13 protein-coding genes and 1 pseudogene are annotated in these 13,130 nt (G+C 70.8%); 7 read left to right on the top strand and 7 right to left on the bottom strand.

The annotated features are described in order from the left end of the window. Positions 1 to 111 precede the first annotated feature (111 nt). Positions 112 to 798 carry a hypothetical protein gene (locus tag ABD374_RS16075; protein ID WP_344495705.1) on the bottom strand — a complete coding sequence of 229 codons (687 nt, stop codon included), beginning with the start codon at positions 796 to 798 and terminating at the stop codon, positions 112 to 114. A gap of 237 nt (positions 799 to 1,035) precedes the next feature. Here ABD374_RS16075 and ABD374_RS16070 point away from each other — a divergent pair, with 237 nt between their 5' ends. Together ABD374_RS16070 and ABD374_RS16065 are read left to right on the top strand one after the other, a co-directional pair. Next, positions 1,036 to 1,926 (top strand): SDR family oxidoreductase, encoded by an 891-nt coding sequence (locus tag ABD374_RS16070; RefSeq protein ID WP_344495703.1) that lies wholly within the window; start codon positions 1,036 to 1,038, stop codon positions 1,924 to 1,926. Between the two features lie 103 nt (positions 1,927 to 2,029). After that, on the top strand, positions 2,030 to 3,214 hold the full coding sequence (locus ABD374_RS16065) for a spore photoproduct lyase family protein (protein WP_344495701.1): 1,185 nt from the start codon (positions 2,030 to 2,032) through the stop codon (positions 3,212 to 3,214). Between the two features lie 467 nt (positions 3,215 to 3,681). On the opposite strand, the gene ABD374_RS16060 is transcribed toward ABD374_RS16065, so the two are convergent. The 3 genes from ABD374_RS16060 to ABD374_RS16050 all read right to left on the bottom strand — a co-directional run bounded on the left by ABD374_RS16060 (position 3,682) and on the right by ABD374_RS16050 (position 5,638). Continuing rightward, positions 3,682 to 4,134, bottom strand: a complete 453-nt coding sequence (locus ABD374_RS16060) for a protein kilB (protein ID WP_344495699.1) — start codon at positions 4,132 to 4,134, stop codon at positions 3,682 to 3,684. Positions 4,135 to 4,513: 379 nt separating this feature from the next. Next, entirely contained in the window at positions 4,514 to 5,017 is a 504-nt protein-coding gene (locus ABD374_RS16055) for a nucleoside deaminase (RefSeq protein WP_344495697.1), read from the bottom strand. A gap of 117 nt (positions 5,018 to 5,134) precedes the next feature. Further along, complete coding sequence (locus ABD374_RS16050) at positions 5,135 to 5,638, bottom strand: FAD binding domain-containing protein (protein ID WP_344495696.1); 504 nt, start codon at positions 5,636 to 5,638, stop codon at positions 5,135 to 5,137. Between the two features lie 574 nt (positions 5,639 to 6,212). Here ABD374_RS16050 and ABD374_RS16045 point away from each other — a divergent pair. Together ABD374_RS16045 and ABD374_RS16040 are read left to right on the top strand one after the other, a co-directional pair. Then, positions 6,213 to 6,434 (top strand): hypothetical protein, encoded by a 222-nt coding sequence (locus ABD374_RS16045; protein ID WP_344495694.1) that lies wholly within the window; start codon positions 6,213 to 6,215, stop codon positions 6,432 to 6,434. Beyond that, positions 6,431 to 6,673 carry a hypothetical protein gene (locus tag ABD374_RS16040; protein WP_344495692.1) on the top strand — a complete coding sequence of 81 codons (243 nt, stop codon included), beginning with the start codon at positions 6,431 to 6,433 and terminating at the stop codon, positions 6,671 to 6,673. Before ABD374_RS16045 ends, ABD374_RS16040 begins: the two co-directional genes overlap by 4 nt. Before the next feature lie 310 nt (positions 6,674 to 6,983). Here the strand turns inward: ABD374_RS16040 and ABD374_RS16035 are convergent, their stop codons facing one another. Together ABD374_RS16035 and ABD374_RS16030 are read right to left on the bottom strand one after the other, a co-directional pair. Then, on the bottom strand, positions 6,984 to 7,853 hold the full coding sequence (locus tag ABD374_RS16035) for a class I SAM-dependent methyltransferase (RefSeq protein ID WP_344495690.1): 870 nt from the start codon (positions 7,851 to 7,853) through the stop codon (positions 6,984 to 6,986). Positions 7,854 to 7,977: 124 nt separating this feature from the next. Further along, positions 7,978 to 8,568: a helix-turn-helix domain-containing protein gene (locus ABD374_RS16030; protein ID WP_344495688.1), complete on the bottom strand. Its 591-nt coding sequence runs from the start codon at positions 8,566 to 8,568 to the stop codon at positions 7,978 to 7,980. A 97-nt stretch (positions 8,569 to 8,665) separates the two neighbouring features. Here ABD374_RS16030 and ABD374_RS16025 point away from each other — a divergent pair, with 97 nt between their 5' ends. From ABD374_RS16025 to ABD374_RS16015, 3 genes and pseudogenes are all read left to right on the top strand, one after another. Next, complete coding sequence (locus tag ABD374_RS16025) at positions 8,666 to 9,679, top strand: NAD(P)/FAD-dependent oxidoreductase (RefSeq protein ID WP_344495686.1); 1,014 nt, start codon at positions 8,666 to 8,668, stop codon at positions 9,677 to 9,679. Positions 9,680 to 9,820: 141 nt separating this feature from the next. Continuing rightward, positions 9,821 to 11,413 carry an MFS transporter gene (locus ABD374_RS16020; RefSeq protein WP_344495684.1) on the top strand — a complete coding sequence of 531 codons (1,593 nt, stop codon included), beginning with the start codon at positions 9,821 to 9,823 and terminating at the stop codon, positions 11,411 to 11,413. A gap of 322 nt (positions 11,414 to 11,735) precedes the next feature. Continuing rightward, a pseudogene (locus tag ABD374_RS16015) lies at positions 11,736 to 12,053 on the top strand (SPDY domain-containing protein); the annotation flags it as partial. 182 nt (positions 12,054 to 12,235) lie between these two features. Here ABD374_RS16015 and ABD374_RS16010 read toward each other — a convergent pair. Beyond that, positions 12,236 to 13,096 (bottom strand): SDR family oxidoreductase, encoded by an 861-nt coding sequence (locus ABD374_RS16010; RefSeq protein ID WP_344495680.1) that lies wholly within the window; start codon positions 13,094 to 13,096, stop codon positions 12,236 to 12,238. Positions 13,097 to 13,130 lie beyond the last annotated feature (34 nt).

Here is a 13,130-nt window from a genome sequence, read left to right as displayed (position 1 = left end):
CCAGGGCCGGGAGCGACGCGCCGCGGCCCGCGGGGCCGTTCGCGACAGCGCCGGGAGCCGGCGCCTTCTCCCCGGTCGTGAGGGTCGCTGCCGTGGCCAGTGCCGCGGCGGTCAGGACGGCGGCCTGAGGCGTGCGCGGTTGCGGCGGCGCAGCAGGTCCGTCGGGTGCAGCTGCACCAGGCCGGGGTCGAACTCGCCGGTCCGCAGGAGCGCGGCCGCCGAACCGTCCTGCACATTCGGCACGCTCAGCGCGGTCCGCAGCGCCGCACGGGGGTCCGCGACACCCGCTGCGGAGAGCACCGGGACGATCTCGTCCTCGGCCAGTGCGTCGAACACGTACAGGGCCAGAGCGGCACGGGCCGCCGCCGGAATCCCCGACAGCACCTGGGACAGGGCGAGTTCGTCGGCCCCGCCCGCACTGGGGAACACCCGTACCCCCAGTATCAGCGGCAACCGGGCGGACCGCTGCCACCACTGCCGCAGGGGCGCCCAGGGCGGCCTTTCGAAGCCGAGCGCGGTCTTCAGGACGCGGTCACGTATCCAGCTGTAGGCGGCGGCGTCCGCCGGCGGTTGTGCGGACGATACGTTTCCGCGGGTGCCCGGCGCCCGTGGCAGCGTGCGCTGGACCACGGAATGGGCCGTGACCACCCGTCGGTGACGGCCCAGGTCTGCCGGAAGGACGAGGTGGACGAGGCGTACGAGGTGTCCGTAGTGCTCAACGAGGACCGCCTCCGCCTCGTCGACGCGCGGGCGCCGTCCGGATATGGGGGTCGGCGAAGGGGCTGGCTGTTTCCGCATGGGACCTCGGCTCGTCGAACGCGGGCTGTGACTTTCCCGGTCAACGAAGAACGGTCACTGCGGTCACCCCGGCAGTCAGTACGACGCGCGCCGAAGCACGCCGGCCGGACGTCCCGCGGGGGTGGCTGCCCGGTGGCGCTGCGGCCCCCGCCGTTGGTGCCTATGGTGAGAGAACCCCTTGCCGGGCCCGGTGGCGCGGAGTACCACCGGGGCCCGCTCCCTCTCCAGGAGGTCCATGTGACGGGCGCAGTAGGTCCTCTGCAAGGCCGTGTCGCCGTCGTGACCGGTGCCGCCCGGGGCCTCGGGGCGGCGACCGCGCGGGAGCTGGCCCGGCGCGGCGCCACGGTGGCCCTCCTCGGCCGGGAGGAGCCGACACTGGCCCAGGTGCGGGACACCCTCGCCGGGCGGGCCCTGTGCTGGGAGGCCGATGTCACCGAGGAGGACACGATGGCGCGGGTCGCCGCCGAGGTCCGCGACCGTCTCGGGCCCGTGTCGGTCGTGGTGGCGAACGCGGGAGTGGCCGAGGGCGGTCCCTTCGCGGAGTCCGACCCCGCGCTGTGGCGGCGCGTGATCGAGGTGAATCTGATCGGCAGCGCGATCACGGCGCGTGCCTTCCTGCCCGGCCTGCGGACGACACACGGCTACTACCTGCAGATCGCCTCGCTGGCCTCGATCGGGGCGGCGCCCATGATGAGCGCCTACTGCGCCTCCAAGGCCGGTGTGGAGTCCTTCGCCCATTCCCTGCGCGCCGAGCTCGCCCACGAGGGCGTCGGGGTGGGCATCGCGTACCTGAACTGGACCGACACCGACATGATCCGTGACGTGGACCAGCATCCGGTGCTGCGGGAGCTGCGGGCCCACATGCCGAGGCCCGCGAGGAAGGTCTACCCGGTCGAAACGGTGGCCGCGCGCATGGCGCGGGCCGTCGAACGGCGGAGCGCGGCCGTGTACGCGCCCGCCTGGCTCCGCGCGACGCAGGTGGTCCGGGGCGCCATGCCTCCGGTGGTCACCCTGCTCTCGAAGCGGGAACTTCCCCGGCTCCAGCGGAGCACCGCGTTCGCGGCGACGGGGCTGCTGGGCGCCGGCGGCAGCGCTGACCTGGACGGCCGCCGGCGGACGGGCGGCTGAGCGGACCGGGCCGGGTCGTTCGCACGGGCGGCGGCGCGCGGCGCCGCGTGCCGGGCGGTGCTCCCGTACGGTGGAGTACGACGCGACAGACTCCGGAGCAGGCATGCACACCTCCCAGCCGTCCGGCATGCCGGACGACGACCACGACGAGTTGTTCGGCCTCGACGAGCTCCGGACCGGCCCGGAGCCCCGAAGGTCCACCGGGCCGCTCTTCCGCGACTCGGAGCAGGCGCGCCGCATGCTGTCGGTACGGGAGATCCACGCCGAGCCCGGGGCGGCGTCCTCGTCGCGGGGCCGGCAGATCCTCGCGAGGTTCCCGGACGCCGATGTCGTCTCCACCGACTCCCACTGGCGCATTCCGGAGCTGCACGGCAACAAGGGGAACGCCGAGCGCTGGGTGCGGATCAAGAGCACGGTCCTGGTGCTGGGCGAGAAGAAGACCCTGACCGTACGGCCCAACGGCCGGTCGGCGGACTGGATCGCCCCCGGGGCCGCCAATGGATGCGCCATGGCGTGCGCGTACTGCTACGTTCCGCGACGCAAGGGCTACGCCAATCCGATCACCGTCTTCACGAACGTCGACCGCATCGTCGCCCGTCTGGCACGCCATGTCGCCGGCCAGGGCCCCAAGAGCGAGCCGAACCAGTGCGACCCGAGCGCGTGGGTCTACGACATCGGGGAGAACAACGACTGCTCGGTCGACGCCCTGATCAGCGAGAACACCGCCGATCTGGTGAACGCCTTCGCCCGGTGGCCCACCGCCAAGGCATCGTTCGCGACCAAGTTCGTCAACCCCGATCTGCTGCTGCTCGAACCCCGCGGCAGGACGCGGGTCCGGTTCTCCGTGATGCCGCCGGACGACTCACGGCTGCTGGACATCCGCACCAGCCCGGTCGAGCACCGCATCGCCGCGGCGGCGGACTTCCTCGACGCCGGCTACGAGGTCCACTTCAACCTCTCCCCCGTCGTCATCAGGCCCGGCTGGGAGCGGTCCTGGGCGGAGCTGCTCCGGCACATGGACGACGTCCTGCCGCAGAGGGTGAAGGAGCAGGCCGCGGCGGAAGTGATCATGCTGACGCACAACCGGGACCTGCACGAGGTCAACCTGGCCTGGCACCCGCGCGCCGAGGACGCCATCTGGCGCCCCGACCTCCAGCAGGCCAAGCGGTCCGAGAACGGCAGCTGGAACGTGCGGTACCGCAATGCGGTCAAGGCCGCGACGGTGGAGGCCGTGCGCGGCCTGGTGGACACCCACGCCCCGTGGCTGACGATCCGCTACGCCTTCTGAAGGGGCACGGACGGCGGGCGGGTACGGGGCCGGTGCGGTGGGCGGGTGCGACGGTGCGGTGGGCCGCTTCCCGCCGCTGGACGCCATCCCGCCCGTCCGAGGGCCGCGCGGCCGGCCCCGCGGTCGCCCCGGCGGCTGTTCCCCGGCTTCGGCTTCGGCACGTGACGCCGCCTCGTCCGGGCCCGCGGGACCCCGCACAGGATCGTCCGCCGCGGCGCCCCAACCGGTTCCGGGTCCGGTTCCGGCCCGCCTGCCGCACCCCAGCTCGAGGCCACTTCGAACCTCAGCCTGAAACGATCGGCCAGTACGGCGCGGCGGTCGGGGAGCGGGTGGACTGCGAGGTCCCATGGGGCTCTCCGAAGTTCACCAGGAATGCTCCGCTTCCCCACCTGGTCCGGTCTTGGACACGTGTCAGGTACTGCCTGATCGGTGGAGGGCCGGGCCGCGTCACCCGGGCCTGCGGGAAGTCAGGCCATGGCTCGGCCGGCAGCGGCGACCAGTTCGTCAGTCGCCGCGATGGCGGCCTCGCGGCGGGAGGCCAGGTCGGGGTGGTCAGTGGCGTTGCGCAGGCTGAACGCGGCCAGGGCAGCCTGACGAGCCGGCTCAGCAAGGGACTGTTCAAGGACGGATACCGTGACCAGTGGGCCGGTTATGGCCGAGCGCGTGGTGCGGGAGGCCGTGCGGGCCGTCTCGACGGCTTCCTCGCTCGCGCCGTCCAGGCGCAGGACTTCGCGATGCCACATGGCCCGCCGGTGGTCGCCCAGGGCGGCCACCAATTCGCCCAGTGCCCTGCGCAGGGTTTCCGCCCTCTGGTCGGCACGGGCAGCATTCTGAGCGATCCGCGCACTCTTGATCTGAAGCAGCCCGGTGAGCGTGCCCCCGAGCAGTGTGCCGACCACGGCAATGATGCTGGGCCACATCGCGAGGTTCTCCTTGGACAGCGCTGATGGGACGGATCGGAGTCAGCCGCTCCCCCTTCGACGCCGTGTTCCGGCGCAGTGGCCGGAGCGGCACGCCGGGGCGGACCTGCTTGGGACAAGGATGCCCGTCGGGCGCACCACCCGGCAGACGTGGCCTCAGCCGGCTTCCGGCGTACGGCCGGACAGATCGGACGAGGACGGGGGGCCAGCACACGAAGCTCCTGGCGGACAGGGGTGTTCTCGGTCGAGAACCCGTCCACCAGGAGCTTCGTCGTCGGGCAGTACGGTCCAGCCTGCGGTCACCGCCACCAGGCCGGGAAAGGCTCAGTGATCTGATGGGCTCGGTTCACTCGATGCCAGTGCACGGCGAACCGGGTTTTCAGTAGTCGACGCGGTCGGATTTGGCCAGCCACGCGTCGAACGGCGCCGTACGGTTCGGCAGGTCCAACCGCTCGACCGGCGTGGGCCACATCGACGCGGGCTTCTTTTCGAACAGGTCGTAGAACTTGCGGTCGTCGAAACCGGCCACCGCGGCGTCGTCACGGTCGGCGGCGTAGACGATCCGGTCGACTCGCGCCCACAGCGCGGAGGAGAGGCACATCGGACACGGCTCACACGAGGTGATCAGGACGCAGCCCCCGAGCGAGAAGGTGTCCAGTTTCTTGCAGGCGGCACGCATCGCGCTCACCTCGGCGTGCGCCGTCGGGTCCAGGGTCGCGGTGACCTGGTTGTTCCCGATCGCGACGACCTCGCCGTCCTTGACGACCAGTGCGCCGAACGGACCGCCGCCGTTCGTGACGCTGTTGGTGGCCAACCCGATCGCCTCTTCCAGCCAGGCGCGCTTGAGCTCCTGGGCACTCGTTTCCTGGATGTTCGCAGTCATGGTCACTCCTTTTTTTCGAGAGGGTGGAGACTTCCCGGGTGCCCTGCCCGTACGGGACACCGCACCCGGGGCGGGGAATGGCGCCCCGCGGATGCCGCCTTCGGATCAGCGCCGGGATCAGCGCGGTCGGTGACACCCGCGGGAGATCAGTTCGTCCTCGGCGAGTGCGGTGCGTTTGACGCCGGTGGAGGACTCGCCGACCGGGGTCATGCGGCTGCCGCGAAGGGGAGAAACCCCGATCTCGGCGTCGGAGGAAACCAACGGTGGGTGCCCGTCGCCGGCGGGGGGCGCCGTAGCCGGGTGGCCGCCGAGGGTGCCCCGGTTACCGGTCCTTGGCGATCCCACGGTCCTGGACGCGACAGCCGGACCGGGAAGCCGAGCGCCGAGTTCATCAATGTTCCGGGCGCAGGACACGCCCGCGCCGGTCCGCAACCGTCCGTCGGCCCCGGGCCCTTCGGCGAGTTCGCCGGCCCCGGTGAGGTCGGGCGGAGCGGCCGGCCGACGGTCGGCCGCGTTGATCCCGGCCATCACGTCGGTACCGCCCGCGATCGGCGTCGCGTCCGGATGCTGAGCCTTCGCGTCCGGCGCTTCCGCCCATGTGGCGGGACGGAGTAAGTCCACGGCACTCATCCCTTGCTTCGTTGCACCTTGTCCGAGGAGTACACAGCCAACCGAGCGAAGTCGGTTAGAGGTGGAAGGCATGAAAACTCCGCAGGCTGAGACCGGCTCTTCGTAGACTCCTACAAGAGCCGGTCCGGCGTCGAACCTCACTTCCTCGCAGGGGAGTTGATGCCGGGGTTGCCGTCGGGCCTGCCGCCGTGACGTCGGAATGGGCTCCGGCGAGGGCAGGCCGAGCTTCCTCGTCGGCAACGCTTCACACCGTTGGTCTCGGCCCGCCTGCTCACTTCGAGGCGACCGCTCCGGCCACCGGGCCGCGCCAAGCGCGGCGGAGCCAGTCCGGGTTCTCGACATCCCCGTCCGAATTTTTTGGCCCTCGTGGAGGGGCCTGGGTGAGCCCTCTCGTGGTGTCCGGGTCCACGGCGTGGCGCGAGGACGAGACGGAGCGAGACCTTCCGAGGTCGTCGGCGACCGAACAACCGAATCGAGGAGATGCCTCGCGTGCGTCACTGACTGCACGTGTGGCCATGGCGTGTGGTGGTGCGCCCGGACCGACGGGGCGTTCGGCGTGGAGGGCATGTACGCCCTCGGCCTCGCCCGCGATCCCGGCTGCGCAAACATCGCCCGCACCGATCAGCACGCCGTCGGCCTTCGGCATTACGCCACGGCACTTGACCAGCAGGCAGGCCGCGTTCCCGGCCCGCTGGGCGAGCGCCTGCACGACAACGCCACACGGTTGCGCGACCTCGCCGACGCCCACGATCGCACCCGCACCACCCTCCGGGACGGCATCGCATGAGTCCCGCCCCCGACGAACGCGACCGGATCCGCGCGGCCGTGGACCGCATCCTGCAGGGAACCGCGCAGCACTCCAACGGCGCGCTGACGATCGTCGCCCTGGCCCAGGAAGCCGGGGTGCCGCGCAACGCGCTCACCCAGCGTCACCTTGACCTCAAGAACGACTTCTACGTGCAGGTAAGGGCGCGCGGGCAGACGCCAGATCCGAGATCCGTCTGCGTCGGCAGATCGTCGAACTGAAGGAGCTCCGAAGCAAGGACGCCACCGAGCTGGCCCAGCTGCGGACCGATGTCGAACACCTCGTCCGCGCTGTCAACCGACTGACCGCGCACAACCGGCAGCTGCTCCACGCCCTGTCGCAGCCCGCCCCACCGGTCCAGGCGCTGCCGACCCAGCCACATCCAGGACGAAGCCTCTGAGTCGCTGCCTACCGGGTGGTGGCTTCGCCGCAAAGTACAGCTGACCGGCGAGCAGGACGAAAGGCGCACCCGGACACCACCGCCCGCGGGCTCGGAGGCAAACCCGCCCTGGCGAGTGGAACCATCCGTGGTCAGATGCGGCGGGCGGCCCAGACGGTGCGCTCGGTGCGTACGGTCAGGTCGTCGCGGCGCAGGATGCTGTGCGGGCCGCTGGTGTCGAGGAGCCGGTCGAGCGCGGTGAGGTCCTCGGGGGACAGTCTGTCGGCGATGACGCTGTGGATGCGCCGCAGGACGCCGGTGGCGTAGCGGCCGACCGCTTCGCTGCGCGAGCCTTCGATGTTGACGGTGATGGTGCGTTCGCCCTCGACGGTGAATCCGGCGGCGGTCAGCATCGGGCCCCAGTCGGCACCGCGGTGGGGCACGTGTTCGGCTTGGCGGCGGTCGGCGGCGGCGTGGATGCGCTCTTCCAGGCCGGGCCGCTCTGCTGGGGCATCGGCGGGCAGGAAGCGGGGGTGGCCGGCCAGTTCGACGACGGCGAACAGGCCGCCGGGCGCGAGCGTGTCGTGGACGGTGCGCAGTGCGCGGTCGGGGTGGGCCATGTGGTGCATCGAGGCCGACGCCCAGATCAGGTCCGGTGAGCCGAGGTCGGGCCAGGTGTCGTCGTCGAGGTCGGCCTGCACGGTGCGTACGCGTTCTTCGACGCCGCGGGTGTACGCCTTGGTGCGCAGGCGCTGCAAGTGTTCGGCGGAGGCGTCGACGGCGGTGACATACGCGTCGGGGAAGCGGTCCAGGAGGGCGAAGGTGCCCGCGCCCGTGCCGCAGCCCAGGTCCACGATGTGGTGCGGGGCGGTCTGCAGCGGCAGCCACGCGGTGATGGAGGCGGTGTGCTCGCCGAGGACCTCGGCGTCCAGGTCGAGGATCTCCGCCTGGCCGTCCATTGCGTGCTCGTGGTGCCCGTGTGCAGCGCCGTGGTGGGGGGTGTGGGTGTGTGCGTGGTTCATGCCCTTCACACTACGGCGGATATGCCCCTGCGGCACGAAGCATCCCCGTTTACGCAAGATGATGATCGAGAGTACTGCCTCACGCGCAAGACGCCCCCGGGAAGGCCGTCGCGCGGCCTCACGGTCACCCGGGAGTGCCTTGGGCGTCGTCGTCGCTGTCACCCTGGTGCCCGCGGCGGGCGTCGCGGTCGAAGATGCCGAGGATCTCGCAGGGTCCGCCGTCGGCTCCGATCGCGTGCGGCATCATCGTGGGGAACTCGGCGGCCTGGTTGGTCTCGAGGCGGAAGCGGCGGTGGCCGAGCATGAGGATCGCCGTGCCGGACAGGACGACGAGCCATTCGCGTCCCGGGTGGGCGCGCATGCGCGCCGGGTTCTCGGGGGGCGGTTCGGTCATGCGCTGGCGCACCACGCTCATCCCGGGGTCGGCCTTGACGGTCCAGCGCATCCGGCCGTGGGTACTGTCGATGGTCGGGCTGGCGACGACGTCGTCGGTGGCGGTCTCCACGAGCTGATCGAGCGTGGTGTCCAGGGCGCGGGCGAGGGTGACCAGCTGATCCAGTGCGAGGCGGCGCCGGCCGTTCTCGATGCGGCTCAGCGAGGACTGGCTGAGGTGGGCGCGGGAGGCCAGCTCCTCCAAGGACCAGCCCTGCGCGACCCGTAGTGCGCGGATGCGTTTGCGTACGAGGCTGTCCAGATCTTCATCTTCTTGCGTCATGGGCAAGAGTGTATGTCTTCGACGCATCTCCGGTTTAACGTCGTGTGCAGATGGTCCGCAACGACTGGGGCCCGTGCACGAGGAAAGGCAAGAGGCCATGGCTGTGACAACTTCTCCGTTCGCAAGTGACGTGCTGCCCGAGGGGACCGTCGATGTGGTGGTGATCGGCGGGGGCGCCGCAGGGCTGAACGGCGCACTGATGCTGGCCCGCTCCCGCCGCTCGGTCGTCGTGATCGACAGCGGCTCCCCGCGCAACGCGCCGGCCGAGGCCGTGCACGGATTCGTCGTCCTGGACGGCACCCCGCCGTCCGAGATCCTGCGGCGGGGACGGGAGCAGGTGCGCCAGTACGGCGGGCGCGTCGTCTCCGGTGAGGTGGCCTCGGCCGAGTCCGCCGACCCGGCGAAAGACGGGGATCTGCGGTTCACCGTCACCCTGGCCGACGGCCGGAGCATCAGTGCGCGCCGGGTCCTGGTGGCCACCGGCCTGAAGGATGTACTGCCCAAGGTCCCTGGGCTCGCCGAGCACTGGGGACGCAGTGTCGTGCACTGCCCGTACTGCCACGGCTGGGAGGTGCGCGATGAGCCCATCGGCATCCTCGCCACCGGAGCGGCCTCCGTCCACCACGCGCTCCTGTTCCGTCAGCTGACCGAGGACCTGACCTACTTCACCCACGGCACCCTCCTGGACGAGGACACCCGAGCCCGGTTCACCGCCCGCGGCATCCGCATCGTCGACACTCCAGTGCAGGAAGTCGCCAACCACCAGGACGGCACCCTGGCCGGGGTACGCCTGACCGACGGCCAGGTGGTGACCCGCAGCGTCCTCGCGGTCGCCACCCGGATGGAGGCCCGCACCGAGGGCCTGGACGGGCTGAAACTGCCGATGCAGGACCTGCCCGACAACATGGGCCGCGGCTTCGCCACCGGCATGGCCGGCACCACCGAGGTACCGGGCGTATGGGTGGCGGGCAACGCCACCGACCTCGCCGCCCAGGTCGGCGCCTCCGCAGCGGCCGGCGCCCTGGCCGCCTCCCACATCAACGCCGTGCTGGCCACCGCGGACACCGACGCCGCGCTCGCCGCAGCACAGGACGAGACCCCCACCGCCTGACATCCCGGCACGGGACCGGCCCCGCGCGACCGCACCCTGCGATGCGCGCGGTGACCCGGGCCCCGCCCACCCCCTTCACTCTCGTTCAGCGACCGGCCCTGTCCCGGCGCTGACTCGCCATGCCCTTTTTGAGAGGAATCCATGAGTACGAACCAGCCCGTACAGGCCGCGCCGGCCGACGGCGGGGGTATCCCTTACGCGCGTCAGCTGCGCACGATCCTGATCACGGTATCCGTCGCCCTGATGGCGGTCATCGCCTCGGTGACCGGGCTGAACGTCGCGCAGACCCACATGGCCGTCGAATTCGAAGCCTCCCAGAGCACGGTCCTGTGGGTCATCAACATCTACACCCTCGCCCTGGCCGCGTTGCTGCTGCCGCTCGGCGCCCTGGGCGACCGCCTGGGCCGCAAGCCCATGCTCGTTGCCGGGCTGACAGTCTTCGGCATTTCCACCGTCGTCGCGGCCCTGGCCCCGACGGTGGAAATGATGCTCGCCGCCCGGGTGGTCAGCGGTATCGGCGCCGCGATGATCATGCCGATCACGCTCGCCGTCATCACCTCCACCTTCCCCGAAGAGCAGCGCGGCAAGGCGATCGGCGTATGGACCGGCGTCGCCGGAGGCGGCGGCATCCTGGGCATGTTCCTCTCCGCGCTCCTCGTCGACGTCGCCGACTGGCGCTGGCTGTTCACCCTGCCGGTGGTCCTGGTCCTGGTAGCCCTGGCCATGACGCTGAAGTCGGTTCCCAACTCCCGCGAGACCTCGGCCCACCGCTTCGACACCGTCGGCGCCCTCGTCTCCGTGATCGCCGTGACCGGCCTCATCTTCGTCCTGCAGGAAGGCCCCGAACAAGGCTGGACCGCGCCCGCGACGCTGATCAGCCTGGCCGTCGGCCTTGTCGCAGCCATCGGTTTCGTGGCCTGGGAGCTGCGCCGCCGCGACGCCTCCCTGCTGGACGTACGCCTGTTCCGGGAGCGCGGACTTTCGGGCGGCTCGATCACGCTGCTGGTGGTCTTCGGGGTCCAGGCGGGCATCGGCGTGGTCCTCTTCCCGTTCTTCCAGGCCGTACTCGGCTGGTCGGGACTGCTGTCCACGGTCGCGATGCTGCCCATAGCCCTCACGATGATGATGTCTTCCGGCCTTGCCCCCAAGCTCGCCGCACGCATCGGTGCCCGCTCGACCATGGTGGCGGGCATCGCTCTGGCCGGCGTCGGCATGGCCCTCATGGCACTGTTCGTCTCCGTCAGCGGCGGCTACCTGTCCGTCCTGCCCGGCCTGCTCGCCCTGGGCGTCGGCATGGGCCTGTCGATGACCCCGTCCACGGAGGCCATCACCGGCTCCCTGCCGCGCGAGAAGCAAGGCGTCGCCTCCGCCCTCAACGACGTCACCCGCGAATTCGGCACCGCACTCGGCATCGCCCTGCTCGGCGCACTCGTGTCCGCCGGCTACCGCAACGCCATCGACGACAAACTGCACGGCATCCCCCAAAGCGCCGCAGACACCGCCCGCGAAGGCGTCGCCAACGCCGTCGAGGTGGCTCGCAGCACCGGACCACACGCACCGGATGTACTCCACGCGGCCCAGCAGTCCTTCGTCGACGGCTGGCAGCAGGCCATGTGGGCAGGCGCCGTCATCATGGGGGTCCTGTTCGTCTACGTCGCCGTCCGCGGCCCCAAGAACACACACTCCGCGGCCACCACCGAGACCGACCCCGCTGAGGCTGTCTCCGTCGGCTGACCGCACAAAAGCCGGGCTGCAGTAAGCAGACCGCACCACGAACACCGCGTTCGCCAACCGCTCGCCGGGAATCAGGATGCCGCTGAAGCCGAGCTGCCCTGTCCGGAATCGGAAACATCCGAAGGCGGTTGCTGCGACTTCCCGGTCTCCAGACGCGCGCGTCCTCCGGCAGTTGCTGACATCAATGACAACCCCTGCGCGAGCGAGGCTGCGATCGGAACCAGAGGCCGGTCGCAGCCTCGCTCGTGCTGCGTGCACCATCTGAGCAGCCCCGGCCAGAGGACCTGTGTGCGTATGTGTTCAACACGCTGTACTTGACAGGGAACGGACCTGGTCGGACGAGACGACCCACGCGATCCACGAGTCCCAGACCCTGCGCATCGAGCGCGTCCACGAAGCCCACCTCCGCGAGACCGCCTGGACCATCGCCGCGTACGAGACGCCTGTCTCCGACCGCATGTGGGTCCTCACCGCGACCGCCGCAACTCCAGCCCCAGTGCTCCAGGAACTGCTGGATCACCTCGCCGAGGGCGGCGGCTGGGACACGGCCGTCGGTGCCCCGGCAGACGTGAAGACCGTCGCCGCCGCCACGCAGCCCCTGTCCGAGGCCGGGTGGAAGCACACTGTGGACGGGCGATGGTTCGCCCCACCGGTCTGAGTGAGGACGCGGCGGCTGGCGAAGTCCAGGTTCTCGATGTTCACGCCCAGGACCTCCTCCGACCGCAGGCCATAACCGGCGTTCGCGATCAGCACGTCGATGGGGCAGACGGCCGTCTGCCCGGCCGCTGCATGCAGCGGCCGGGCAGACCCTTACACGGTTACTCAGAGTGCCTTGAGCGCGTTTGCGATGGTTTCGGTGATGGGTGTGGTGGGGCGGCCGATGAGTCGGCTGAGGTCGCCGGAGGCGTCGGCGAGCAGGCCGCGGGCGATGGCGTCGTCGATGTCGACCAGCAGGTCGGCGATCGCTTCGGGCAGTCCCGCCTGGAGGAGAGCGGTCCGGCGTTCGGCGGGAGCGAGGTTGTTGTAGGTGACCTCGGTGGCGGACCGGCGGCTGATCTCGGCGGCGAGGTCGGTGAAGGTCCAGGCCGTGTCGCCGCTCAGTTCGTAGGTGCGGCCCTGGTGGCCGTCTTCGGTGAGGACGGTGACGGCGGCTGCGGCGAAGTCGGCGCGGGTGGCGGAGGCGACCTTGCCGGAGCCTGCGTTGCCGTCGATCCGGCCGCGCTTGAGGGTGTCGGCGAGGCCGTTGAGGTAGTCGTCGCTGTAGAAACCGTTGCGCAGCAGGACGTGCGGCAGGCCGGAGTCCTGGATGATCTCCTCGGTGGCCTGGTGGTCGCGGCCGAGGGTGAAGTCGGCCTTGGGGCCGCCGAGGATGCTGGTGTAGGCGAGCAGGGCGACGCCGGCTGCGCGGGCGGCGTCCACGACCGCCTGGTGCTGGGGGACCCGCTTGCCCAGTTCGCTGCCGGAGATGAGCAGGACCTTGTCGCCGGGGTGGAAGGCGGTGGTGAGGGTGTCGGGCTGGTCGTAGTCGGCGATCCGGACCTGGACGCCGCGGGCGGCGAGCGGGGCGGCCTTCTCCTCGTTGCGTACGACGGCGGCGATCTGGTCGGCGGGGACCTTCTCCAGCAGCCCTTCGACAACCAGCTGTCCCAGCTGTCCGGTGGCGCCGGTGACGACAATGCTCATGACTGAATCTCTCTTCTGTGATCTTGTGAGGGGA

The sequence above is a fragment of the Streptomyces enissocaesilis genome (assembly GCF_039533765.1).
GTDB classification, from domain to species: domain Bacteria; phylum Actinomycetota; class Actinomycetes; order Streptomycetales; family Streptomycetaceae; genus Streptomyces; species Streptomyces enissocaesilis.
The sequence above is the reverse complement of the archived record's forward strand: the minus strand, read 5'-3'. Positions and strand labels throughout refer to the sequence as shown.

Coding starts and splice junctions, on each gene's coding strand:
- ABD374_RS16075 (WP_344495705.1), bottom strand. CDS start 798: ATGCGGAAACAGCCAGCCCCTTCGCCGACCCCCATATCCGGACGGCGC.
- ABD374_RS16065 (WP_344495701.1), top strand. CDS start 2,030: ATGCACACCTCCCAGCCGTCCGGCATGCCGGACGACGACCACGACGAG.
- ABD374_RS16060 (WP_344495699.1), bottom strand. CDS start 4,134: ATGTGGCCCAGCATCATTGCCGTGGTCGGCACACTGCTCGGGGGCACG.
- ABD374_RS16055 (WP_344495697.1), bottom strand. CDS start 5,017: ATGACTGCGAACATCCAGGAAACGAGTGCCCAGGAGCTCAAGCGCGCC.
- ABD374_RS16045 (WP_344495694.1), top strand. CDS start 6,213: ATGTACGCCCTCGGCCTCGCCCGCGATCCCGGCTGCGCAAACATCGCC.
- ABD374_RS16040 (WP_344495692.1), top strand. CDS start 6,431: ATGAGTCCCGCCCCCGACGAACGCGACCGGATCCGCGCGGCCGTGGAC.
- ABD374_RS16035 (WP_344495690.1), bottom strand. CDS start 7,853: ATGAACCACGCACACACCCACACCCCCCACCACGGCGCTGCACACGGG.
- ABD374_RS16030 (WP_344495688.1), bottom strand. CDS start 8,568: ATGACGCAAGAAGATGAAGATCTGGACAGCCTCGTACGCAAACGCATC.
- ABD374_RS16025 (WP_344495686.1), top strand. CDS start 8,666: ATGGCTGTGACAACTTCTCCGTTCGCAAGTGACGTGCTGCCCGAGGGG.
- ABD374_RS16020 (WP_344495684.1), top strand. CDS start 9,821: ATGAGTACGAACCAGCCCGTACAGGCCGCGCCGGCCGACGGCGGGGGT.
- ABD374_RS16010 (WP_344495680.1), bottom strand. CDS start 13,096: ATGAGCATTGTCGTCACCGGCGCCACCGGACAGCTGGGACAGCTGGTT.